Genomic DNA, 25,035 nt, shown 5'->3' on the forward strand with positions numbered 1-25,035 from the left:
TTCTAACTAGATATGGTGGAAAGGATTAGTCGATGCCTGACTAGGCAAAATATCAATAGTCCAGCCCTTTTCTGCCTTCCATTGAGTAAGGAGTGCTGCGATTCTTTCCACAAAGAGAACTTCAATATAGTGGCCTGGATCCAATGCCAGCAAGCCATCTGACAACATATCCTGAGCTGTGTGGTAGTAGATATCCCCAGTGATATAGACATCTGCTCCCTTAGCCAAAGCATCCTTATAGAAAGATTGGCCACTTCCGCCACAGATAGCCACTCTTGAAATAGGCTTTTTCAAATCAATCTCTTGATAATGTACCATTCGAAGGCTATCTAGACCAAAGACTTGTTTGACATGCTGGGCCAACTCCCCAAATGTCTGAGTTTGAATATTTCCAATCCGCCCAATTCCACGTTCTGGACCTGTTTCCTGAAGATAAGTCGTCTCCTTGATACCTAGCATCTGGCAGAACCAGTCATTGAGACCATTCTCAACAATGTCGATATTGGTATGGCTGACATAAACTGCGATGTCATGCTTGATCAGGTCGATGTAAATCTGATTTTGCGGACGGCTAGCTACCAGATCTTTGATAGGACGAAAAATCGGCGCGTGCTTGGCGATTATCAAGTCAACTCCCTTTTCAATGGCCTCTGCCACCGTCTCTTCACGAATATCGAGGGCAATCATGACTCTTTGGATATCCTTGTCTAAAGTACCGATTTGCAGGCCACGACTGTCTCCCTCCATGGAAAATTCCTGAGGACAAAAGTCTTCATAACGTTTAATCACTTCACTTGCTAACATGGAGCACCTCCTTGATGGCTTGAATTTTATCTGATAAAATTTGACGTTCCTCCATATTTTTTTCTGGGATTTGGTTAAGGGCAAATTCTAGCTTAGCTGCTTCTTTTTGCCATTTTTGGACAAAGACTGGACTGACTTCTTTGGACAAGAAGGGTCCAAAGCGAACATCACTGGCAGATAACTTCATTTGTCCTGCTTCCACAACTAGAATTTCATAAAACTTGCCTGCTTCTTCTAGGATGCTTTCTGCCACAATCTGAAAATCGTTATCTTGCAACCAGATACGCAAGTCGTCTTCACGATTATTGGGCTGGAGGATTAAACGCTCTACATTAGCCAGCTTTTCCAAACCTTCTTGCAATATGGTAGCAATCAAACGACCACCCATACCTGCAATGGTGATGACTGACACTTGGTCAGTCTCTTCAAAGGCTGCCAAGCCATTGGCTAAACGAACCTGGATTTTCTCCTTTAGGCCATGACTTTCAACATTTTTGACTGCAGACTGATAGGGTCCTTCCACCACCTCACCTGCAATGGCGCTTTTGATTTGGTCTCTCTCAACTAACTCGATTGGCAGATAAGCATGGTCACTCCCCACATCTAGTAAAACGGCTCCCTGTGGCACAAAGGACGCCACCAATTCTAATCTCTTTGAAATCATCTTCTCTCACTTTCCAAAACTCTATTACCTTTTATTATACCATATTTCGGCTAGCAATCTTGCACCTAAAAAGACCGCAATCCACAGATTGCAGTCTTTCTTTATTTTCTAGCTTGATAGCGACTGGTTAGAATGAAAATCACAGTAAAGACAGCCATCATGACAAGGTAAACAGGGAATGTTTGTCCTGTAAGTGTCGAAATTTCAAGTAGTTTTTGGATCCTTGGGAAGAGTGCTGTGGCTAGGAAGCCTCCTACTGACCAGACAATCAAGAGGACACGCCAGAGGGTAAATGGCATGCAGGCTCTAAATACGGATAAGAAACCGATAGACCCAAGGAGATAATAGAGGAGAGTTGAGATTTCTAACTCAGACCAACCTTGACTCGCTCCAAATATTTTCACAAAGAGAACGCTGAAGACGACCATAAGTGCACTTGGTAGGGCGCGAAGCATGGATCTTCTGAGGAAGTTTGGTTCGACAGGCTTGATATTTCGCTCAAAAGTCAGAACAAATGGCGGGAAACCTTCCACGAATTGGTCGATCATGGTAATCTGGATTGGAATGAAAGGGAAAATCAAAATCCACTCAGACCGCCCTAGTAAAACACTAGCAATACAAATCACCGCAAGCAAGAAGGAATAGATGGTCTTAATCAAGAAAATCGGTGCGATGTGGGCGATGTTATTGACCACACGACGACCTTCAAAGAGAATCTCAGGAACATCATTAAAGTCAGAGTTCAAGAGAACCAGATTGGCAATCTGACGAGTCGCAGGATCTCCTTCAGCCATAACGATAGAACAATCTGCTTCACGAAGGGCCAGAATATCATTGACACCGTCCCCTGTCATAGCTGTTGTATGACCCGCTTTTTTCAGGGTTTGGATGATGAGTTTCTTTTGATGAGGTGAAACACGTCCGAAAATGGCTGTTTCCTCAGCTACAGCAATCAATTCCTCATCCGTGATTTTTGAACAATCTACATAGCTGCGATAATCCACAAAGCCAGCCTTCTGGGCAATGCTGGAAACCGTAACTGGATTGTCACCAGAGATAATCTTGAGGCCCACTTCCTGGGAACGGAGATAGTCCAGCGTCTCAGCTGCTCCTTCTCGAATGGGGTCCAAGATTTCCAGCAAGGCTAGAGCCTGAATATCAGATGGTTTCTGTGGTTTGTGATGATCTAGTTTTTCCTGACTGAGAGCCAAGACCAAGACACGAGAACCTCTCTCCAAGGCCTCTCTGGCTTCTGGTACTTCAGTGTCCAGCAACATCTCAGGCGCTCCTAAAAAAACAGTTCCCAAACCTTCCAACTCCATAGCTCCCCACTTGCGGTCACTAGAGAAAGGCAGATTGGAAATCATAGGATAAGCAACTTCTCCCACAAAACGCTGGCGAATGGCTCGAGCTGTTGGATTTTTATCCTCACTATGAGCGATATAGCTAGTCAAAATGCTGGCAATAGCCTCTTCACCATAAGTTTCCGTCAGCGGAAGAACTGCCTCCACCTGCATCTTTCCTTGGGTGATGGTTCCCGTCTTGTCCAAACAGAGCATATCCACTCGTGCCAAGGTCTCTACAGAGTACATCTCCTGCACCAAGACCTTTTTCAAGCCCAGCTTGATCACCGCAGTCAAGAGTGAGGTAATGGTCAAAAGGGCAATTCCCTTAGGCAACATCCCCAAAAGGGCTGTCGATGAATTTACAACGGATGACTTGAGAGGCAATCCTTTTAACATCAAAGCTTCTAGCAAGAGAGCTAGACCAAAGGGAATGATAATCTTCCCAGTAAAACCAGCTAGCTTGTCCAGCGATTTCATGATACGGGAGTTGATCGGTTTCACTGTCTTAGCTTCCAGCATGAGTTTGGCAGCATAGTTGTCTGCCCCGACATGGTGAACTTGAGCCAAAACTGCGCCACTGGCTAGGAAACTCCCTGATAAAAGCAGAGCATCCACTTCTTTTTGCACCAAATCACTCTCACCCGTCAACATGGCTTCATTGACTTCCGCAAATCCTTCCAGAACCAAGGCATCACTAGGAATCTGCTCCCCAGCAGACAAACGAATGACATCTCCTAGCACCAACTCTTCTGGATCGAGAGCGACTTCTTGACCATCACGAATGGTTTTGACCTTTTCCTTGGTCATAAGATTGAGCTTGTCCACCATGTGTTTAGCTCGCAGCTCGGTCACAATCCCAGAAAAAGCATTAAAACTGATAACGGCAAAGAAGACCAGATTGCTCCAAGCCTGCACAAAAACTAGAGCTAGGGCAATAACAAAGTTTAATGCGTTAAAAAGTGTAAAAACATTTCGTTTAAAGATTTGCCAAGTACTGGTACTGGCTGAAGCGGTAAAGTCATTGACCAAACCTTGAGCCTGTCTTTCCTTGACTTCTCTTTGGGTTAATCCCATAATCTTATTTTTATCCATAAATTCTATCATATCATTTTTTTTAAAAGAATTCTAATCCCATCTAAAACTGTTGGCTGATAACTGAAAAAGTTTGCCAGTAGTCTTTTGATAAGGTATAATAATAAAAGCAATACAATCGAAGGAGATCTCATGTTTTATACTTATTTGCGTGGACTAGTCATGCTAATCTTGTGGTCCATCAATGGTAATGCCCACTATCACAATACTGATAAAATCCCTAGCCGAGAAGAAAACTATATCCTCGTCGCACCTCACCGTACCTGGTGGGATCCTGTTTACATGGCCTTTGCGACCAAGCCAAAACAGTTCATCTTTATGGCCAAAAAAGAGCTGTTTAACAACCGCATCTTTGGCTGGTGGATCCGTATGTGTGGCGCCTTTCCTATCGACCGGGAAAAACCTAACGCCTCTGCCATCAAGTACCCTATCAATGTCCTCAAAAAAAGCGACCGCTCTCTCATCATGTTTCCAAGTGGGAGCCGTCACTCAAATGATGTCAAGGGTGGAGTTGCCTTGATTGCCAAAATGGCTAAGGTTCGCATCATGCCTGTTACCTATACCGGTCCCATGACCTTGAAAGGCTTAGTCAGCCGTGAACGTGTGGATATGAACTTTGGAAATCCTATCGATATCTCAGACATCAAGAAAATGAATGATGAAGGGATTGAAATGGTTGCAGACCGTATCCAAGCAGAATTCCAACGTTTGGACCAAGAAACCAAGCAATTGCACAACGATAAAAAACCAAACCCACTCTGGTGGTTTGTCCGCATCCCAGCCCTCATCCTTGCTGTGATTGTTGGTATCCTAACGATTATCTTTACCTTCATCGCAAGCTTTATCTGGAATCCAGATAAGAAGAGAGAGGCTCTTGGTTAAAAAATAGAATTATCCCTTGGCTTTTACCAAGGGATAATTCTTTTATTCGATTTTCCATTTTTGGGCCAACCAGCTGGAAAAGACTAGAAATCGCTCAGCCACTTGCTCATGATGCCCATAAGGATCAAAGACAAACTGACCGGACGGATAACGTTTCTGAAGACTAGTATGGAGCTGCTCAGCATAGGCTGGTGCTTGAGCCAAGCGATTGGTATGATGAACTCCTTCTGTTTGACCATTCTGTAAATACAGCAAACAATCTAAATTTTTCACCCTTTCATCCTTGCAATAAGTCGTAAAATCAGGAAACCAAAAGGAACCGCAGATAGAGAAGATACAGGAGACCTTGTCAAAGCTGAATAGACTGTAGACTGCCGCCAGTCCACCTAATGAGTATCCTCCATAGGCAAGGCGATCTTCGTCCAGGCGATAAAGAGATCGCAACTTATCTAAAAGATCTCCAAATAAATGACCATGATAGGCATTTGCCTGACCGCCAAAATCTGGAGCCCTATCTCTCAGAGCAGCTGCCTTCCATGGAGTGTAATCGTCTAGGCGATTTTTAGAGGTCAAGCCCACTAAAATCACAGATTCTGAAAGGGAAGAGAGGAAATCCAAGTTTCCATCATTCAAGAGAATCGCTGGATAGGTTTGGTTCGGATCATAGGTCGAAGGAAGGCTGACCTTGACTTGGATCCCTTCCCAATCAAACTCATTATTTATTGATAAAGTCATTGATTTTCTCAAGGGAATCAATCACTGCTGGACCATAATCCATCAACTCATCGTAAGAGATAGTCATGATTTTTTGATTCTTAATTGCAGGAACATTTTCCAAAACAGCATTTTTCTTCATCAACTCTACTGCGTTGGCATCCAATTTTTTATTGCGGTCGCTGGTTACATAGATAATCAATTCAGGATTCATTGACACGAGATTTTCCAAGGTCAAGCCTGATGTTCCCGTTGCAACGTTTGTATAACCAAGTTGATTCAACAAGCTTTCTTGCAAAGCAGACTTGTATGCACCAAAGGTTTCATCATTATAGGCAACCATAATCAAAGCCTTTTTCTTTTCACCTTGGATTGTTGGATTTGCCTTCTTAACAGCCTCAATTTTAGCTTGTAATTGGGCTGCGTATTCATTAGCCTTGTCCCGAACATTAAAAATCATCCCCAGATTTTTAACGTCTTCTACAATATTTCCCAAATCTTGCTGAATCGTTGAGAGAGAAGCTTTTTGTGTATAGACTGGGATTTTGTTTTCATTCCAAGTGCTAACTGTTCCCAAGGATTTTTCAGAAAACATCATGTTTCGACCCATTACTGCGTCCGGTTCATAAGAAAGGACTGTCTCTTGTGAGACTGTTTTTTTATCACCGATTTGAGGAATAGTCGCAATCGCGTCCTTGTATTTGTCCGTCACAGCATTATCAGGGTTGAGCATGCCAGCAATTTTATCCTTCAAGCCTAACTCCAATAAGATTTCAGTGGTTGACAGATTGTTGGTGATAACTTTTTCAGGTGCCTTGTCAAAGACTTGTTCGACTTCATTTCCCTTAGCATCATAGGTCTTGACCGTTAACGGATAAGTCGTCTCTGTGCTGGCTTTTTGACTTGTTTCTGTGCTAGACTGTGTGGTAGTTTTTTCTGTAGTAGTATTTCCACAAGCCGCCATGGTTAGGGTAGCTACTGTTACGAGTAAAATGCTTAGTGTTTTTTTCATCTTGTTTTCCTTTTCATTCTTATAAATAGTGAATCATAGCTTGCTGATCCTCGGTCCAAGTAACCTGACTTTGAACTCCGTATACAGTTTGCAATGACTCAGGGGTGATGGTCTCTTTTGGAGTCCCTTGGTAAAGGATTTCTCCCTCTTTCATCAGATAGAGATAATCCGAATAGCGACAAGCAAGTTGAATATCATGTAGGACAGCTAGAACATTGATATTGAGATTCTTCACAATGGCCAACAAGTCTAGCTGATACTTGATATCCAGGTGATTGGTAGGTTCATCCAGGAGCAAGAGAGTCGGTTCTTGCGCCAAGACGCGGGCTAATAAGACTCGTTGTTTCTCTCCCCCTGACAGAGACGAATAGAGACGAGTTTTCTTCTCAAGCATATCCACCTTGACGAGAGCATCTTGAACGAGGGCATAATCCCTTTCCTTTTCCTTCTGTAAAAAAGAGAGGTGGGGAGTTCTTCCCAGCAAGACGATTTCCTCAACTGTACAATCAAACTGCAATTGATTAAACTGGGTTACAACTGCCATTTGCTTGGCTGTTTCTTTGAGTGACCAATGCTCCAGTGGCTTTCCATCTAGTCTTATCAAGCCTTTGTCCGCCTTTTCCTGACGATAGAGGAGTTTAAGAAGACTGGTTTTCCCACTTCCATTTGGTCCTAGTATCGTGTGAAATTGATGCCCCTCAACCTTAAGAGAAACTCCTTTGAGGATTTTTTTCTCTCCTAGTCCAAAGTGGACATCCTGACAAATCAAGTCCATATCAGACCCTCACCTCCCTTCGCCTACCTCCAACAATGTAGATAAAGAAGGGAGCACCTACTAAGGCTGTGAAAATACCAATAGACAACTCAGCATTTGAAATGATGATACGGGAGAGTACATCGGCCCAGATGACAAAGAGAGCACCCAGCAAGGTTGCAACGGGAAAAAGTCTCCTGTAATTTGTTCCTACTAACCCTCGAGCTAAATGTGGAGTAATCAGACCGACAAATCCAATAATCCCACAAGTTGCCACTAAGACAGCTGTCAGTACAGCCACAACGGTCACGTAAAGATACCAATAGAAGCGTAAGGGAATTCCCAAAGTTAAAGCAGCCTCATCTCCCATCATCATCGCATTGAAAACACGATACTGGGTAGCGAAAAATAGAAAGGCTATTCCTACCACAATAGTTGGCAAGAATAAGTCAGACCAGGTAGTCCCTGCAAGCGAACCCATGGTCCAAAACTTAATGGTCATCACACTATCAGCATTAGCGCCAACAGAGATAATAAAGTTGGAAAATGCCAGAAAGAGAGCGTTGACCACCGTTCCTGATAAAATCAGACTAGAAGTCGTCATCCTTCCCTGCATAGAGGCAATGATAAGGACAGCGATTGTTGCCAAAATAGCTCCAAGGAAAGCTCCAAGGCTAATCACCAATTTTAAACCAAGAATGATGCTCAAAGTTGCCCCTAGAGTTGCACCCGCAGAAATTCCTAAGACATAAGGCTCTGCGATGGGATTGTTCACTGTAGACTGCATCACGCTACCACACATAGAAAGACCAGCCCCTACTATTAGACCTAACAATACTCGGGGGAATCTCATGTTCCATACAATGGCAAGAGTGGACTTGGAAACCTCTCCTATCTCAAGAGGAAAACCCAACCTGCTCAAAATGATCCGATAGGTATCGCCTAGATCAATCGCAACGGATCCCATAGAAACTGCTAGAAAGAGGGAAATCCCTAAAACAGCTAGCAAAATACCTAAAAGTAACAAAAATTGCAGGTCCTGTCGGCTTCCAGAAAATTTGGAAAGCATGCAAACCTCCTTTGATAGAATCTTAAAAATTTAGAAAATTCTCATGAAAAAGTATACCATATTTTCAACAATGGAACAAGATAAGAAAAATAAATATAGTTGATCTTACAGTGCTAATAATCGTAACCTAAGATTATACTTGAGTATATCGAGGTAAAGTGACAACATAAAAAGCCCTCTGAGATCAGAGAGCTGATTTGAGCTCGGGCTAAAATCCTAGTGAAACAAAAAAATCTACACCATCAGAAAAGTCTCTATCGTACCATTTTCATACATGATGTATAGTCCAAGTAGAATGAATACTATGGGCACAATGATTCGCTCGTATTTTTCAATTGTCTCGAATATTAACGGAATAGAGGATAACACCCGACTAATCTCGCAAAAGATAATTATGCCGATTACAAACACAAGCAACGCCACGAGGGTCTGTGACCAATCTAACGAAGCAAAATAAGGTATATAGATACCTAAATTATCTCCGCCAGACGCAATTGTCAGCAATGTAACTGTCCAAAACAGTTGATTTGCCTTGCTTTGTTCTAATCTTTCAATAATTTCTTCCTCTTCTTCCTCACCTTCTCCAACAATTGCAAAGCGAATCCCTAAATAGATAGGGATTAAACCAAGCAATCCAACCATCCATTCTTCAGGCACGAAATTAACGACATAAGCAGCAACTAAACTCGCCCCTACAAGTAAGCCTGTGCCTAGATATTGCCCCGCATAGATATGCCATTTTTGTTTATTCTGTGATAGCTGTGCAAATAAAATAATTAAAATAATTAAATAATCGATACTGGTGGAAATATAAACACCAATAGCAGATATGATTGTCTGTCCCATAAAAACCTCCTGTATTAGTCAGTAATAAATCAGCAGATTTTAGGAGAGCACAGACACATTAATTTAGCTATCGCTAGTGGGTAATTTCGAACGTAGGAAAGCATTTTACTCCTCCTCAAAACGTAGTTACAAAGTAATTTCTAACTGAAATTCAGTGACTACTTCCATGTAAAGTATAACATACTATACTTTACTTCGTAAAGTGTGGGCTCTCCGAGGGGGGCTTGCAGACAGCTACTCGACTTTTCAAGCCGAGTAGCTGCGCACCTTTATGGTGTAATTAGCTGATACCATTTGAGGTTTTTGTAGTCTCCAAAATTGTGACCGATAAAACAAGCAATCAATCGCTTCATGATTTTCTCCTGTTTTTGTAGTCTCCAAAATTGTGACCGATAAAACCTCAATAAAAAAGCCCTCTGAATATCAGAGAGCTCCAATCTTGCTGGATAAAACGTTTATAAACTAGGCGACAAGCCGAAGATTGTACTGATGGTACATCGAGGCGAAGGCAACGAAGTATAGAAACGTTTTAGATGCAAGATTAGCGACGAAGTCCAAGAGAGTTGATTAACTCACGGTAACGGTTAACGTCGTTTTTACGCAAGTATGCAAGCAAGTTACGACGGCGACCGATTTTCTTCATCAATCCACGGTAAGTAGCGTGGTCTTTTTTGTGTTGTTTGATGTGTTCGTTAAGGTGGTTGATTTCCCAAGTAAGGACAGCAACTTGAACCTCTACTGAACCTGTATCACCTTCGTGACGTGCATATTGTGCGATGATTTCATTTTTTTTCTCTTTTGAGATTGCCATGATGTTTCTCCTTTTTATTTGGCTTCATCCGAGTGACAGGTTGGCATGCCTGTAACCAAGAAGAAGTTATTTGTCTTTACGACAGTTCTTATTCTACCAATAAGCAGGGACTTTGTCAACTGATTTACTGTTTAAAACCGTGAATTACTCTACTGATTTCAGGGCTTCGAGCATATCCACCTTTCTCAAGTGGTGATTGACAAAGAGGCCCAGTAGGGCTAAGATTACAGTCACTGCGACGATTGGAAGAGCATAGACTTCCCAGCTGACTCGTGGATAAAAAAGTATGGTGGCTGGTGAAATCATTTGAATCAAAAATTGATGTAAATAGTGGCCAGCTACCAAACCTAGAGCAATCCCCACAAGGGATAGTACCATGGTCTCACGGTAGATATAGAGGGTCACTTCTTTATTGTGGAAACCGAGAACCTTGATAGTAGAAAGTTCGCGGATACGTTCTGCCACATTGATGTTAGTGAGATTGTAGAGAATGACAATGGCTAGTAAAACCGAAACAAGGACAAGGATTGCCATAGTTTTATTGAGAGAATTGGCTACAGATTCAAAGAGGTGGATGGCCGTCGCATTTTGGACGACCCCAGAAACAGCAGCTTTTTCCATAAAGGTAGCAGCTTCTTTCTCCGTATTGGAAGGTGTTGGCTCTTTTAATTTTACTAGGTAGGTATTGTCTTGCGGACTGGTTCCATAGACTTGTTCGTAAGTCGCTCGGTTGAGATAAACAAAGTGTCCAACATAGTTTTCAGAAATAGCCGCGACCTTGATTTCCTTCCCATCAAGCTCCAGCTCGTCCCCAACCGTAACACCTGCTAGTTGGGCTAGTTTTTGACTCACAACCGCTCCATCAGTGACCTGCACCTCTTGCCCATTTTCCTCTAATGTGATAAAAGGCTTAAAATCTTCTCCACTAGTAACCATCATGGTGATGGTTTGAAGTCCTGCTTTTCCTTTAAAATCTTTTTCAATGGATTTTGAGTAAATCTTTTGAGAAGCATGGATCGATTCAGCTTGCAAGGCACTTTCTAAATCTGCTTTTTCTTGCTCACTCGCACTGCTCTTTTCTGCTACAATCATCTGGTATTGCTGGATTTGTTCAAATTGACGCTCCACAACTCCTCCAACAGATGACTGAATGCCGAGACCTGCAAATAGGAGAGCCACCGAACCTACAACTCCAAAAATGGTCATCAACATCCGTTGCTTATATCGGAAAATATTTCGCGCAGTAACCTTATGAGTAAAACTCAGACGACTCCAAATAAAGCTCAGGCGTTCCAGTAAAATCTTTGCTCCCTTAACGGGAGGTTTGGGAAGCAAGAGTTGGGCTGCTTCATCGTGTAGTTCCCTTCGCGCCACCAGATAAGCCGGCAAGACACTGGATACCCAACTCAAGGCTAGGGCAAGGAGACTATAAGACCAATAGAAATACTCCTGACTTTTCCCAACGACCATCCCAGTTGTTATAACATCCGAAATCACCCCTGCAAGAAGATAATGTCCAAGAAGTGTTCCTATAATGGTTCCCACAGTTCCTGCAAGAAAACCATAGAGGACAAACTTGGCAACAATATCTCGGTTGCGGTAACCCAAGGCCTTGAAAATACCAGCATTGGTGCGCTCCTCATCTACAAAGCGAGTCATTGTTGTAAAGGTCACCATTGCAGCGACCATATAAAGCACCACTGGGAAGATATTCCCGACTGAACGAATGCTTGCTGAAGCGTTACTATACATGAGGTAACCTTGACCACCTGGCATGGTTTGACGATTGTATACGTGGTATTTCGGCTCTGCCAGTTCATCAAGATCTTTCTGACGCTGTTCTAGCTTCTCTTTTTCCTTAGTTAAATCACTCTCTGTCTGAGCCAGTTTTTCTTTTTTTGTCGCCAGTTCTTCCTTAGCTTTTGTCAGCTGTCCCTTGGCTTGACTCTTTTGTGGTTCTGGTAGAGCGGTCGCTTGTTCTTCTTGCGTTTTCAAGCGACTTTCAGCCTGCTCTAACTGACTCCTGCCATTTTCAAGGTTGCTTTCAGCAGTTTGGAGCCGATCTTTCCCCTCTTCCAGGCTCTTTTGCCCAATTGTTTTGATGTTTGCCAATCTTTTTTGACCATTATCGGCAAGTAAGTCTTGCAAGTCTTCCTGATGTTGGGTTCGTTTTCTCTTATAGTCTGATGAAAAAGCATCCAAATTTTTTAAATCATCATAGCGCACACGCGCAATACTATAAACATCTGAATCAAACTGGCTGGGCAAAATCACTCCATAGCCAGCCAAGCTTCCATTTCCACTGCTAGCACTCCCTAAGTCTTTTTTAGAAAGGATTTCACCCGACTGAACAAATCCAGTAATTGTAAAAGTTTGGGATTTTAAGACGGACTTCCCTTCTTCTTTCTTAGTAAAGGTAATGGTCTCTCCAATCTGATAGCGGTCTTTCCAGAAATCAGCCAAGGCAATTTCCTCATTAGCTTCTGGCAGTCGCCCTTCTGTCACTTGGAAGGTTGAAATGCTCTCTGGTTTGGAATAAAGTCGAACCGCTTCCTCACTATTTTCAACTGTTAGGTCTGCCATATAGCCAAACTCAACACTTGCTCCTTGAATGGTCTTTAGTTCGTCTTGGTCTTCTTTGTCCAAGCCATAATCAGCTATCACGGCCAGATCCAGAGTATTGGCTTTACGGAGATAATCTTCTGCCGTACGTTCCATGTTTGGACTGGCTACTTTAAGACCTACTAGGGCTAAAGAACCCAGCATCATCAAGGTTAAGATAGAAACAAAGCGTCCTTTTGAAGTCCTCACTGACTGAAATAGGTCTTTCCGATATGTTTTTTTCATCCTAATACTCCAATGTATCGATATCCTGCGGATGCTCATTGATTGTCATACTCTTGACCGTAGCATCACGCATATGAATCACGCGATCTGCAATAGGTGCTAGCGCGCCATTGTGGGTCACGATAATCACCGTCGCTCCCTTTTGACGAGACATGTCTTGGAGAATCTTCAAGACTTGCTTCCCCGTCTGGTAATCCAAGGCACCTGTCGGTTCATCACAGAGGAGAATTTTAGGATTTTTGGCTACAGCGCGTGCAATGGAGACTCGCTGTTGCTCCCCTCCAGAAAGCTGGGCTGGAAAGTTATTGAGGCGATGAGCCAGACCTACATCTGTCAAGACCTGCTCAGGATCCAAGGCATCTGTCACGATTTCTGAAGCCAGTTCCACATTTTCCTTGGCTGTCAGATTGGAGACTAGATTGTAAAATTGAAAAACAAAACCTACATCTTCACGACGATAGTTTGTTCGTTGGTGCGAACTATAATTGGCAATATTGGCACCATCAATCCAAATCTCCCCCTCATCATTGGTATCCATACCTCCTAGGAGATTGAGAACGGTTGATTTTCCAGCACCTGAAGCGCCAAGTATGATAACCAGCTCCCCTTTTTCAATTTCAAAATTCACATCACGATTAGCCACAATCTCCGTATCCCCAACCTGGTAACGCTTGTAGCTGTGTTTCATCTCAATATAAGCCATTAGACACACCTTCTCTCAAACAAATTACTTCCTATTATCATTATAACGCTTTTTCAACTAGTTGGAAACCAGAAGCAAAAACAAAAAAGCCCCATAAGACCTATAATGAAAAAGTGACCAAACCCTCATTAGAAAGAATCTTATGGAACAATTAAATTTTATCACAAACATACTCGGAATTAAAGACAAGAACATCATAATCTTGGATTATCTGGATGCTGAAACACATAAAGAAATCATCGCTAAGCTTGATTACCCTACTCCTAAGTGTCTCGACTGTCAAGGACAAATGGCTAAATATGACTTCCAAAAAGAATCTAAAATTCCCTATCTAGAGTGTGCGGGCTACAAAACTCTTATTTGATTGAGAAAACGCCGTTTTCGTTGTAAAGTATGCGGAAAAATAGCTGTCGCAGAGACTTCCTTAGTCAAAAAGAACCACCAAATCTCAACGATCGTCAACCAGAAAATCACTCAAAAATTAATCGAGAAAGTCCCTATGACTGCTATCGCCGAAAGTTTATCGGTCTCTACTTCGACAGTCATCCGTAAATTGAAAGAGTTCGAGGTCAAGTCTGATCTTAACCACCTTCCAGAACACATGAGCTGGGATGAGTACAGCTTCAAGAAAGGTAAGATGAGCTTTATTGCACAGGACTACGATAATGGACGGACTCAAGCAACTATTCGCAATCATTTCCTTCGTTATTCTAGACAGGTGAGAAGTCGTGTGAAAGTCATTATCATGGACATGTTTAGTCCCTACTACGATATGGCTAGAAAACTTTTTCCAAATGCAAAAATCGTTCTCGACCGCTTTCATATTGTCCAGCATCTCAATCGAGCAATGAATCGCGTACGCATACAAATTATGAATCAGTTTGATCGGAGATCGCACGAATATAAAGCACTGAAACGTTACTGGAAACTCATTCAAAAGGATAGCCGTAAACTCAGTGATAAACGATTTTATCGACCGACTTTTCGGTCACACTTGACCAATAAAGAGGTTCTAGAAAAGATACTTGCCTACTCTCAAGAACTTGGAGAGCACTATAATCTCTATCAACTCCTACTCTTTCATTTTCAAGAGAAACGAACGGAACATTTCTTTAGTCTTATTGAAGAAACAATTTCTTCTGTAAATCCTATTTTTCAAACTGTTTTCAAGACCTTTTCGAAAGATAAAGACAAGATCATGAATGCACTGGAACTTCCCTACTCAAACGCAAAACTAGAGGCTACCAATAACCTTATCAAAGTCATCAAGCGAAATGCTTTTGGCTTCCGGAACTTTGACAACTTTAAAACTAGAATTCTCATTGCTTTGAACATCAAAAAGGAGAGAACCAATTTGGTCCTCTCCAGGTTGTAACTTTTCATCAACCCACTACAGTTGACAATGAGCCCACTGTTTATTTGCTGATCATTAATTGTATAACAATTACGATAAATCTTCGCTTTCTTCTTGTTTTTTACTATAAATGAGATTAAATAAATCTCTTTTTAAGCTGTCTAACTGCTAAAGTATAGAAGATAAAAATATAAGCACCATTGACAACTAAGAAAAGGATAAATTCAGATAAGGTAAAAGGGACTAAGGAACGAGCTCGATCACCAACAGCAATCTGAGCATAAGGGAAAATTCTAAAAAGACCTTGTCCAATAAAGAGGGTCATAAGTCCTGCCATAGCCAAAATAGCTGATATAAGAATAGGCACTGCGAAATTTTTTAAGCGAATACTAAGAAAAATTTGAATGGTGACAATAGTAATGGTTGCTAGCCAACCTGTGATAGACCAAAGCAAAAAGTCCAGTAGATAATTTGCAAAAGGTACCTTCAAAACCAAAGCGCTAATAATATAAAAGAGAAGAACTATCAGTTGACTAATAGCCATGACTAGTGACAAGCTGGTGATTTTTGATAAAACGATACGATTGGCTTTAACTGGAATGCTTAATAAGCGCTGCCAGTTTTTATTGCTTTCCTCGAATTGACAACTGATGGAACAGATAATCCCGATCAGAATAGGAGTAAATATCTGCGAGGAATAGAAAACTGTTTGTCCCCAAAGGACGTGAGCTTGTGTACCATCTAGGAGCACCTCTCGATTGAGAGCGTAAATCATTGCTCCCAATAAGGACCCAATAAGGTTAAAGAAGATTAGCGTTATCGGAATAGCACTTTTTTTGATTTTTTTAAATTCAAAAATAATCATAATAGATCCGCCTTTCCAATGAGTTTTTTACTGACAAAGATGCTTAAAAAAATGATAAGCAATAATGTGACTAATTTAAAGGGATAAGAATTATCATATTGAAAAAGATAAGTGTTAGTTCCAGCCACCCGTTTAGCGATTCCCATCATAGAGAAATATTGCCAAGGAATGAAAATACGAATAGGAAATGGTAACGCGCCGATACCTACAAATGACAGGAAGGAACCAATTAAGCCTGTTACCACTGTCACACTTGGCTTTGGATAGATAAAAGCTAAGCAAAGATGTAAACAAGACAGAAAGAGACAAACCAAAAAAGTTGTGAACAAAAAGAGACTCAATGAAACGGGTGTCACACTGACCTGCATGCCTTGAATAATAAATTTCAGAAAAAGCGTTTGAATCAAACTGACAACAAAGGCAAAAATAGCCATCACAGTCAATTTAGCCTTAAAAAGTTGCCAAGGGCTTTCGTTACTGGTTTGCAAGAGTTTAAAAGTTTTGCCTAGATGTTCCAATTCCAGTAGTCTAGACGCTAAAACTGCAATGAAAAGTGGCAAAATAACATCATTCAAGTAAGTCATGGTATAAATGGCATTATAGGCCTCATGTGTTTTAGGTAATTCATATTTGATAACAACGCCACTCCAAATCAAGCCCACTGCTACAATAGCAATCAAAGATAGCAAGAAAGAACGTCTTTTTAATTTGATAAATTCTAATTGTAAATTTAGCATTACAAAACACTTCCTTCCCGTCCTGTCATATCAAGGAAAACATCTTCCAGCGATCGACGAATCATACGAACTTGATAAATATCAACATTATTTTCAACTAAGAGTCGAATAGCAGTGGCTATATTAACTTTATTGTTATCGTTGATAATCAATTTTGGGTCATCATCCAAATTAAAACCATTGAACATTAGTATTCTTTTAGCAGTTACATCATCACTGGTCTCAAACAGATATTTTTCATCTTCTTCAAGGTCAGATAGGTGGCCTTCAAAAAGTAATTGACCATGATTGATAATGCCAACAGTTGTAGCCATCTGTTCAATTTCTGAAAGAATATGGCTAGAAACGATGATAGTCATATCGTATTTTTGTGGTAAAGACTTGATAAGCTCACGAATTTCTTGAATACCGGCAGGGTCTAAACCATTAGTTGGCTCATCCAAAATCAGTAATTTAGGAAATTTAACAATAGCTAACGCAATTCCTAAACGTTGTTTCATGCCTAGTGAATAATTTTTAACTAGCTTGTCTTTTTGATCGAAAAGTCTGACAATCTTTAAGACTTCATCAATATTTCTTTTTGGTAATTTAAGCAATTTTTGGATAATTTCAAGATTTTCATAACCGGTCAAATTAGCATAGTAAGAGGGCTCTTCAATGAGGGAACCTACATTTGAGAGGAGTGATATTTGATTGCTATTAAAGGTTTTGCCAAAGAGCTTAATGGAACCGTGGCTTGGTTGCAACAATCCTAAAAGCATTTTCATAGCAGTACTCTTACCAGCACCATTTGGTCCTAAAAAACCATAAATTTCATTTTTTCTAATATGAATAGAGAGCTGATTAACGGCTACTTCACCTGAAAAATCCTTACTTAATTGGTTGGTTTCAACGATATAATTGTTCATTTGTTTTCTCCTTTAAAAATCTTATAGTGATGTTATATCCTTTCGCTATTTTCATTATAATGAACCTCCTTTATTTTAACCTGTTCATTACCTTAATTCTTCCTTAATTTTTACTTTAAAGTCCTTGACCAAGGAAGCAATGTGTTATACTAGTCTTGTTGAGGTAATAGTATGAATTATAAAGAAAAGAAGATCTTAATTTTAGACGATAACCCCGAAATTTTAGAAATAGTGCAAGAATCATTGAGCATTGCTGGGTTTAGCAATCTAACAAGTGTACAATCACAAAAAGAAGCTTTGGAGCAATTTGAAGAAAAATCTTTTGATTTAGTTATTTTAGACATTATGCTGCCTGAAGGATCAGGATTTGAAGTTTTAAAGGGCATCCGTAAGACTTCAATGGTTCCTGTTTTGTTTTTGTCGGCAATCTCCGATATAGAAAAACAATATCAGGGCTTTGAGTTAGGGGCAGATGACTATATTATCAAGCCTTTCCGTCCAAGAGATTTGGAGTTGCGTATTCTTTCCATCTTAAAAAGAGCCTATCCCGAAAAGGAAGATACCCTTGTTTTGCCTGCTTGCCAGGTGCATTTTAGCCAAGCCTTGATTACCAAAGGAAAACTAGAGATTCAGCTGACAGCTAAGGAATACAGTATTCTTAAGGTCTTATATGATAATAAGAATCGCATTGTCACTTTTGACCAACTCTTAGAAAAAGTCTGGGGCTTACAATACCAAGGCTATGATAATACCCTAATGGCTCATATTCGTAAGATTCGACAAAAGATCGAAGCCAATCCTTCTAAACCAGAAAGCTTAATAACGGTTAAAGGTTTGGGTTACAAACTAAAGGTGAATTAAATGGATACCGTTAAATTTTTTACTAAGTTATTAACCAGGTATGTTCTATTAATCTTGGCTTTAATCATAGGACTTGTTTTTGTTTATGGTTTGGTTTTCTCAGCCTATTTTAGTTTATATGGAAAGGAAAAACCGGAACTACTTTACACTAAAATCGCTCAATCGAGTCAAGAGAATAATTTCAATTTTGATAAAAGCAGCAAAATTGAAATGGATAAACAAAATACTTGGGCTATGGTACTGAATCAAGATGGCAATATTGTCCAATCTTATCGTTTACCTCAACAGCTCAAAAGACATTATACCAATGCTGATATAGTGAAATTTTCGCGCTGGTATTTAGAAGATTACCCTGTTTTCTCCTATGTACGTGGTCAGCAAATTTTAGTTTTGGGCTATCCTAAAAAGCATTCCTTAGCAAAATTTAATTTCTATGCTAATACGCAATTTATTAGGAATTTTCTCAGTTTGGGACTTGTTTTCTTGGGTATTATTCTTTTACTTATTTTTATTCTTTTGAGCCGATCAAAGTTGCGTATTAAAAAGGAGATGGAGCCGATTATTACTGCTGTCACTTCTTTATCTCAAGGTCAAAATGTCGTTCTTAAAGAAAAGGGAAATTTCTCTGAAATTAAGACGGCTCTCAATGAAACATCTCATATTTTGGAAGAAAGCAACACGATGAAAGAGCAATGGATTAGAGGGGTCAGTCATGATTTACGCAATCCTCTTATGCTCATATCAGGTTATAACAGTCAGTTAGAGCAGCAATATGGCAAAGGAAAGCAGACAGAGGAAATTGAAAATCAGATTCAAACTATGAAAGAAATGATTTCTAATCTCAATATGAGCTACTTATTGGATAACCAAAAGCGTCACTCCGAATTTTCCAATCTTGATTTGGTTGCTGTCCTACGAACAGTAATTGCCGATATATTGAATAATTATGAAACAATTGCACTTCATTTTGATTTGCCTGCCGAGACAGTGTTGGTAAAAGGAGAGGTAACTTTATTAGCAAGAGCTTTTAGAAATCTCTTGCTTAATAGTATTATGCACAGCGGCTCTAACCAGATTGATCTGACTTATCAATTATCTGATAATAAAGTGCTCATCGTCATTGCGGATCAAGGAGATATTACAGCTCAAAAAATTACTGAGCTAAATCAAAAATCAACTAATTATGAATCACATGGTATGGGAACAGTTATCACCAAACAAATTATTAAATTACATCAAGGTGAAATTGTTTTTTTAGACAATCATCCAGGCTTAAAAGTCACCATTTCTTTACCTTTAGTAAAGGAATAATAGCCTGCCTAAGAACAAGCTTACACTTAGAAAACTAACCATTTGGAGCATTGCGACATATTATTTATCTTCTAAATATTTCTAAATGCTATTTTTGGGGCAAAGTATTCTTTCGTCTAATCATCGTAAATTTTTGATAAATAAGTAGCAATACTATTCTATTTATCAAAAATTTTTCTGTTATACGCAAAAAAAGAGTGAACAAATAAAGTTGCACTCTTTTACTGTTAAAATGTTTTGTCAACAACTATATACGAATTACACTAAAAACGCTTTAGATACTGTCAATAATTATGTGTAAACACTCAAGTAGAGTTATGGAGTGCTAATCAAATAAGCTTTCAAGTGTGTCAGAACATTGACCAAACCCTTTATGGATTCGTTGACTTTGCTTGAAATTATAATCTTCAAACAAAGTAACTAAGTAACGGTCCAGGGCTTCTTCGTTAGGAAAAAGAACCTTCTTTTTCGTTTGACGTTTAATTTCTTTGTTGAGAGACTCAATGAGCTTTGTCGAATAAATGCTGTGCCAAATTTGGTAGGGAAACTAGAAAAAAGTTAAAAGATTATCCGTATTCTCCAGACTTTCTATGACTTTCCTATACTTTGGCTTCCATTCAGCGATAAAGTTCTCTAAAGCTTGTACTGCCATTTCTAAATTTTCAGCACGATAAATCGTTTTTAATTACCCTAGAATAACCACTCGATTAGATCGTTTCACCTTACTAGCCCTTTTCATCAACCCACTACAGTTGACAAAGAGCCTGTAAGCCATCGTCTTTCTCTCTTTCTTACAATTAAGTAACTCTTTACTATCATTTATAACGTTTTTTCAACTAGTTGGAAACCAGAAGCAAAAACAAAAAGCCTAGGAATCCTAGGCTTTCTGTTTATAGATTATTTTCCAAGGTAGTATTCTTTTACGACGTTCAATTTTTCGTCGAATTCGAATACCAATGGTGGGAAGTTAGGGATTTCTACACCCATGATTTCATCATCTGACAAGTGTTTGATGTGTTTTACAAGGGCACGGATTGAGTTACCGTGAGCACCTACGAATACGTTTTTACCATCTTTAAGCGTTGGAGCGATTTTATCTTCCCAGAATGGAAGGGCACGTTCCAAAGTCACTTTCAAGTTTTCAGCATCTGGAATGACTGAGTCGTCAAGTGAAGCGTAACGACGGTCAGTGTGAGCTGAGTATTCGTCATCATGAGGCATTGCAGGAGGCAATACATCGTATGAACGGCGCCAGATATGAACTTGCTCATCACCAAATTGTTCAGCAGCTTCAGCTTTGTTTTTACCAGTCAAACCACCGTAGTGACGTTCGTTCAAGCGCCATGATTTTTCAACTGGAACCCACAATTGGTCAGCAGCTTCAAGAGCCAAATTTGTTGTTTTGATCGCACGTTTCAATACTGAAGTGTAAGCTTGGTCAAATTCGATACCAGCTTCCTTGATCAATTTACCAGCGTCAATCGCTTGTTGTGTTCCTTTATCAGACAAATCAACATCAGCCCAACCAGTGAAAAGGTTAGCTTTGTTCCATTCAGACTCACCGTGGCGAGCAAAAACCAATTTTACCATTAGATGGATTCTCCTTTTATTTTTCGAGGTTTCCCTCGTTTATCTATTCTATTTTACACAATTTTTCACAAAAAAGCTAGTTAAAATCAACTAAAAAGAGAAGAGCTTAGCAGTCTTCTCTTTATCGCACTATCATAATTGTTCTCGATAGAGGATGAAATAGTCCCCAAAAAATAATTGGAAAACTACTACTCTTCAATTACAAATTTTTTCAATGTTCCAAAGTAAAGTGAACCACCAATAATGGTTAGAATTCCACCTACCCATCCCAAAAATGGAATCAAGCCGACCGCACCACCTACAATGAGCAAAACAGAAGGTGCATTCGTAACACGTTCATCATCTTTATAATAAACAATAGCCACAATTCCCAACACTAAAACAGCAATTTTAACCAATGACAAAATAATTGAGAGCCCTGTCAATGTCCCAACTGTTACATCTGCGTCTTCAGTTGCCGCAGCAGCTCCAACAGCCATGATAAACATGATGACTGGCGCTAAAAGCAATACAATTCCTGAAATAAGACCAAAAATAGCGTTAACACGAGCAAGTGTATTTGTTTTCATAATAATCTCCTTAAAATTTTTATAGGTATTATTCTATCATAATTTCTCTAAAAATTAAACAATCTTATAAAATTTTATAATAAATATTGATTTTCAAAAAATAATTTTAAGTTCTATAGTCTCTTTATAATTAGTAGAAATATAAAATTATGAGAAAACTGAATAGTTGATTATGTTAATTATCTACACGGACAGGCTAGAAAGAACTTCATTGGAGTAAATGGACTAGTAAATTTCCCCATGATAAAACGCATAATATCAAGGTACTTGAACTCTTGATATTATGCGTTTTTATGATTTTAGCGACCTTTCTCAGTCTATTCTGATTATTTCGCTTCAAATCCTTCTGCGACTGCATCCGCAAAGTTTTCTTCTACGATGCTTGCACAGTGGTCACAGATGACTGCGTGGTAGCTGCGTTCTGCTGTTGTTGGGTCGATACGACGGCAACGGTCACATACTTCACCTGCAGCGCGTTCAACTGTAAAGGCTACATCTTCGAAGCTAACAGCAGCTTCTGGAGCTGGTCCTTCTGCAATGGTCAATTCTGACACGATCAAAAGTTGAGCTACATTGCTGTTTACTGCTTCAAGCAAAGTTTTCACAACTTCGTTTGGATAAACTGTCAAGTGAGCTTCAAGTGATTTACCGATTACTTTTGCATTACGAGCTTCTTCCAAGGCTTTTTGAGCTTGTCCGCGGAAGTCCATGAAGGCTGCCCAAGTATCCAAGATTTCTTCCTGATTAGCAAAGGTTTGAGCTTCTGGTAATTCTGACAATTGAACGAAGTCTTCAGCTTCAAACTCAAGATATGACCAGATTTCTTCCGCAGTATGAGGAAGAATTGGAGTCAAGAGTTTTGTGATTTTGACAAGAATGTCATAGAAGACAGTCTGCATTTGACGACGTTCCAGTGATTTGGCACCTTCGATGTAAACAACGTCTTTGGCGAAGTCAAGGTAGAAGGCAGACAAATCAACGTTAATAAAGTTCACCAAGGCCTTATAGATTGTCAAGAATTCAAAGTCAGCATAGGCATCACGAATGGTCTTCACAAGCTGGTTAAAGCGAGTGGTCATGTACTTATCAACGGAACGAAGCTCATCGTAAGCTACTACGTCTTGAACTGGGTTAAAGTCAGAAGTGTTAGCAATCAAGAAACGAAGAGTGTTACGGATCTTACGGTAAGTTTCAGAGACTTGGCTCAAGATATCCATAGAGATACGCACGTCGTTGCTTGAGTCCACACTTGTTACCCAGAGACGCAAGATTTCCGCACCAAATTGCTTTTCAACATCACTTGGAGCAATGGTATTCCCAAGGGATTTAGACATCTTTTCGCCCTTACCGTCAAGGGCAAATCCTTGTGATAAGATTTGTTTGTATGGCGCTACGCCATGGTTGGCAACAGATGTGATGAGTGAAGAGTTGAACCAACCACGATACTGGTCAGAACCCTCAAGATAAAGGTCTGCTGGGTAAGTCAATTCTGGACGGTTTACTACAACCCCATTCCATGATGAACCTGAATCAAACCAAACGTCCATGATATCTGTTTCTTTCTTGAACTCGCCATTTGGTGAACCTGGATGGGTGAATCCTTCCGGCAAGAGATCCTTAGCATTACACTCCCACCAGATGATAGAACCGTGTTCCTCAAAGAGTTGAGCCACGTGCTCGATCGTTTCAGCTGTCATGATTGCTGTACCATCTTCAGCATAGAAGATTGGAAGTGGAACACCCCAAGCACGTTGACGAGAGATAACCCAGTCGCCACGGTCACGAATCATGTTGTAAAGACGAACTTTACCCCATTCTGAGTGGAATTTCACTTTTTCAATTTCATCCAAGATTTCTTGGCGGAATTTAGATACAGAGGCAAACCATTGTGGTACTGCACGCCAGATGATTGGTTTTTTCGTACGCCAGTCAAATGGGTATGAGTGGGAGATTTCTTCTTGAGCAAGGAGCAAATCGCCCAGTTTTTCGATAACAGTTGGTACAACCTTGTCATAAAATTGACCTTCAAAGTCAGAGCCAGCATTGGCCATCATAATACCGCGTTCGTTAACTGTTACAGCAACTTCAAGGCCGTTAGCAACACCGACATTGTAGTCGTCCTCACCAAAACCAGGAGCTGTATGGACGATACCAGTACCAGAGTCAGTCGTAACGTGGTCACCGAGGATCACCAACTCATCTACAGCCGTATCCCATGGGTGAGCTGTCACAATTTTATTCAATTCTTGACCACGGTAGGTCGCCAAGACCTGAACATCAGCCCAGCCAAATTTCTCAGAAAGACTATTCAGTAATTCTGAAGCAACCACAAACTTACGAGATTCGCCAGCTGGTTGTACCAATACATAATCAATATCTGCTCCAACTGTCAAACCACGAGATGCTGTGATAGTAAATGGTGTAGTTGTCCATACGACGATATAAGTATCTGTATCTAGGACACCTTTGCCATCTTTGACGCGGTTAGCATAGTAAAGGGAAGTTGAAAGCAAGTCATGGTATTCAATTTCTGCTTCTGCAAGAGCTGACTCAGATGACCATGACCAGTAAACCGGCTTGGCACCACGGTAGATGTAGCCTTTCTTAGCCATTTCACCGAAGACACGGATTTGAGCCGCTTCATAGTCTGGAGTCAAGGTCACATAAGGATTTTCCCAGTCACCAGAAACACCCAAACGTTTAAAGTCTTCTCGTTGTTTATCTACTTGAGAAAGAGCATAGTCACGGCAAAGTTTCAAGTACTCAACCAAGTCCATTTCTTTACGTTTCACGCCTTGTTTTGCCAAGACTTGCTCGATTGGCAAACCATGTGTATCCCAACCAGGAATATAAGGAGCGTAAAATCCTGACATAGACTTAGAACGAACAATAATATCTTTGGAAATCTTGTTCATGGCATGTCCAACGTGGATATTTCCGTTTGCATACGGAGGTCCATCATGCAAGGTGAAATGTGGTTTTCCTTGGTTCAATTCTTGACGACGTTGGTAAAGTTTTGCATCTTCCCATTCCTTTTGCCAAACTGGCTCTTTGGTAGGAAGTCCTGCACGCATTGGGAAAGCTGTTTTCCCAAGGTTAAGGGTATCTTTGAGTTTCATGGTATCTCCTTTATAAATATTAACAAATTAAAAACCACGACTTCCAAAAAGGACGAAAATCGTGGTACCACCTTTGTTCGAAAAAAGACAGTGTCTCTTTTCCTCTTTTCCCGTAACGTGGGGAACGTCCAGTCTTACTGTTTTCAGACTGGATTCGTTGAGAGGATAATCTAACGA

20 protein-coding genes and 2 pseudogenes are annotated in these 25,035 nt (G+C 40.3%); 4 read left to right on the forward strand and 18 right to left on the reverse strand.

What is annotated here, in order from left to right; translation table 11 throughout:
* Window positions 1-6: 6 nt before the first annotated feature.
* The 3 genes from FOA33_RS06280 to FOA33_RS06290 form a co-directional block, all read right to left on the reverse strand.
* On the reverse strand, window positions 7-804 hold the full coding sequence (locus tag FOA33_RS06280) for a Nif3-like dinuclear metal center hexameric protein (protein ID WP_221161016.1): 798 nt from the start codon (window positions 802-804) through the stop codon (window positions 7-9).
* On the reverse strand, window positions 791-1,468 hold the full coding sequence (locus tag FOA33_RS06285) for a tRNA (adenine(22)-N(1))-methyltransferase (RefSeq protein WP_221161017.1): 678 nt from the start codon (window positions 1,466-1,468) through the stop codon (window positions 791-793). Before FOA33_RS06285 ends, FOA33_RS06280 begins: the two co-directional genes overlap by 14 nt.
* Window positions 1,469-1,569: 101 nt before the next feature.
* Window positions 1,570-3,906: a cation-translocating P-type ATPase gene (locus FOA33_RS06290; RefSeq protein ID WP_221161018.1), complete on the reverse strand. Its 2,337-nt coding sequence runs from the start codon at window positions 3,904-3,906 to the stop codon at window positions 1,570-1,572.
* Window positions 3,907-4,038: 132 nt separating this feature from the next.
* Here FOA33_RS06290 and FOA33_RS06295 point away from each other — a divergent pair, with 132 nt between their 5' ends.
* Window positions 4,039-4,788 carry a lysophospholipid acyltransferase family protein gene (locus tag FOA33_RS06295; protein ID WP_221161019.1) on the forward strand — a complete coding sequence of 250 codons (750 nt, stop codon included), beginning with the start codon at window positions 4,039-4,041 and terminating at the stop codon, window positions 4,786-4,788.
* Window positions 4,789-4,830: 42 nt separating this feature from the next.
* Here FOA33_RS06295 and FOA33_RS06300 read toward each other — a convergent pair whose 3' ends face one another.
* The 8 genes from FOA33_RS06300 to FOA33_RS06335 form a co-directional block, all read right to left on the reverse strand.
* Window positions 4,831-5,523, reverse strand: a complete 693-nt coding sequence (locus FOA33_RS06300; RefSeq protein ID WP_221161020.1) for an alpha/beta hydrolase-fold protein — start codon at window positions 5,521-5,523, stop codon at window positions 4,831-4,833.
* The gene (locus tag FOA33_RS06305) at window positions 5,504-6,514 is read right to left on the reverse strand and encodes an ABC transporter substrate-binding protein (protein WP_221161021.1); all 1,011 of its coding nucleotides are present in this window, start codon (window positions 6,512-6,514) and stop codon (window positions 5,504-5,506) included. The genes FOA33_RS06300 and FOA33_RS06305 overlap by 20 nt, the downstream gene beginning before the upstream one ends.
* Before the next feature lie 19 nt (window positions 6,515-6,533).
* Complete coding sequence (locus tag FOA33_RS06310; protein ID WP_221161022.1) at window positions 6,534-7,289, reverse strand: ABC transporter ATP-binding protein; 756 nt, start codon at window positions 7,287-7,289, stop codon at window positions 6,534-6,536.
* A gap of 1 nt (window position 7,290) precedes the next feature.
* On the reverse strand, window positions 7,291-8,337 hold the full coding sequence (locus FOA33_RS06315) for a FecCD family ABC transporter permease (protein ID WP_221161023.1): 1,047 nt from the start codon (window positions 8,335-8,337) through the stop codon (window positions 7,291-7,293).
* A 234-nt stretch (window positions 8,338-8,571) separates the two neighbouring features.
* Window positions 8,572-9,183: a CadD family cadmium resistance transporter gene (locus FOA33_RS06320; RefSeq protein ID WP_221161024.1), complete on the reverse strand. Its 612-nt coding sequence runs from the start codon at window positions 9,181-9,183 to the stop codon at window positions 8,572-8,574.
* A 541-nt stretch (window positions 9,184-9,724) separates the two neighbouring features.
* Window positions 9,725-9,994 (reverse strand): 30S ribosomal protein S15, encoded by a 270-nt coding sequence (rpsO, locus tag FOA33_RS06325; protein WP_001018251.1) that lies wholly within the window; start codon window positions 9,992-9,994, stop codon window positions 9,725-9,727.
* 144 nt (window positions 9,995-10,138) lie between these two features.
* The gene (locus FOA33_RS06330) at window positions 10,139-12,847 is read right to left on the reverse strand and encodes an FtsX-like permease family protein (RefSeq protein WP_221161287.1); all 2,709 of its coding nucleotides are present in this window, start codon (window positions 12,845-12,847) and stop codon (window positions 10,139-10,141) included.
* Window positions 12,843-13,544, reverse strand: a complete 702-nt coding sequence (locus FOA33_RS06335) for an ABC transporter ATP-binding protein (RefSeq protein ID WP_221161025.1) — start codon at window positions 13,542-13,544, stop codon at window positions 12,843-12,845. The genes FOA33_RS06330 and FOA33_RS06335 overlap by 5 nt, the downstream gene beginning before the upstream one ends.
* 142 nt (window positions 13,545-13,686) lie before the next feature.
* Between FOA33_RS06335 and FOA33_RS06340 the strand changes: the two are divergent.
* A pseudogene (locus tag FOA33_RS06340) lies at window positions 13,687-14,919 on the forward strand (ISL3 family transposase).
* 115 nt (window positions 14,920-15,034) lie between these two features.
* Here the strand turns inward: FOA33_RS06340 and FOA33_RS06345 are convergent.
* The 3 genes from FOA33_RS06345 to FOA33_RS06355 are packed head-to-tail and all read right to left on the reverse strand — an operon-like array spanning window position 15,035 to window position 17,408.
* Complete coding sequence (locus FOA33_RS06345) at window positions 15,035-15,763, reverse strand: ABC transporter permease (protein WP_213988159.1); 729 nt, start codon at window positions 15,761-15,763, stop codon at window positions 15,035-15,037.
* Window positions 15,760-16,500, reverse strand: a complete 741-nt coding sequence (locus FOA33_RS06350; RefSeq protein ID WP_213988160.1) for an ABC transporter permease — start codon at window positions 16,498-16,500, stop codon at window positions 15,760-15,762. The genes FOA33_RS06345 and FOA33_RS06350 overlap by 4 nt, the downstream gene beginning before the upstream one ends.
* Window positions 16,500-17,408 (reverse strand): ABC transporter ATP-binding protein, encoded by a 909-nt coding sequence (locus FOA33_RS06355; protein ID WP_008809655.1) that lies wholly within the window; start codon window positions 17,406-17,408, stop codon window positions 16,500-16,502. Before FOA33_RS06355 ends, FOA33_RS06350 begins: the two co-directional genes overlap by 1 nt.
* Before the next feature lie 171 nt (window positions 17,409-17,579).
* Here FOA33_RS06355 and FOA33_RS06360 point away from each other — a divergent pair, with 171 nt between their 5' ends.
* Both FOA33_RS06360 and FOA33_RS06365 read left to right on the forward strand, forming a co-directional pair.
* Window positions 17,580-18,269 (forward strand): response regulator transcription factor, encoded by a 690-nt coding sequence (locus FOA33_RS06360; protein WP_001106859.1) that lies wholly within the window; start codon window positions 17,580-17,582, stop codon window positions 18,267-18,269.
* Window positions 18,270-19,580 carry a sensor histidine kinase gene (locus FOA33_RS06365; RefSeq protein WP_221161026.1) on the forward strand — a complete coding sequence of 437 codons (1,311 nt, stop codon included), beginning with the start codon at window positions 18,270-18,272 and terminating at the stop codon, window positions 19,578-19,580.
* 325 nt (window positions 19,581-19,905) lie between these two features.
* Here the strand turns inward: FOA33_RS06365 and FOA33_RS06370 are convergent.
* The 4 genes and pseudogenes from FOA33_RS06370 to ileS all read right to left on the reverse strand — a co-directional run.
* A pseudogene (locus FOA33_RS06370) lies at window positions 19,906-20,310 on the reverse strand (transposase); the annotation flags it as partial.
* A gap of 167 nt (window positions 20,311-20,477) precedes the next feature.
* On the reverse strand, window positions 20,478-21,170 hold the full coding sequence (locus FOA33_RS06375) for a phosphoglycerate mutase (protein ID WP_221161027.1): 693 nt from the start codon (window positions 21,168-21,170) through the stop codon (window positions 20,478-20,480).
* Window positions 21,171-21,358: 188 nt separating this feature from the next.
* Window positions 21,359-21,739: a hypothetical protein gene (locus FOA33_RS06380; protein WP_000856379.1), complete on the reverse strand. Its 381-nt coding sequence runs from the start codon at window positions 21,737-21,739 to the stop codon at window positions 21,359-21,361.
* 326 nt (window positions 21,740-22,065) lie between these two features.
* Window positions 22,066-24,858, reverse strand: a complete 2,793-nt coding sequence (gene ileS / locus FOA33_RS06385) for an isoleucine--tRNA ligase (RefSeq protein ID WP_221161028.1) — start codon at window positions 24,856-24,858, stop codon at window positions 22,066-22,068.
* Between the last annotated feature and the right edge of the window lie 177 nt (window positions 24,859-25,035).

Origin of the sequence: Streptococcus cristatus (assembly GCF_019685515.1) — a bacterium.
Lineage (GTDB): Bacteria > Bacillota > Bacilli > Lactobacillales > Streptococcaceae > Streptococcus.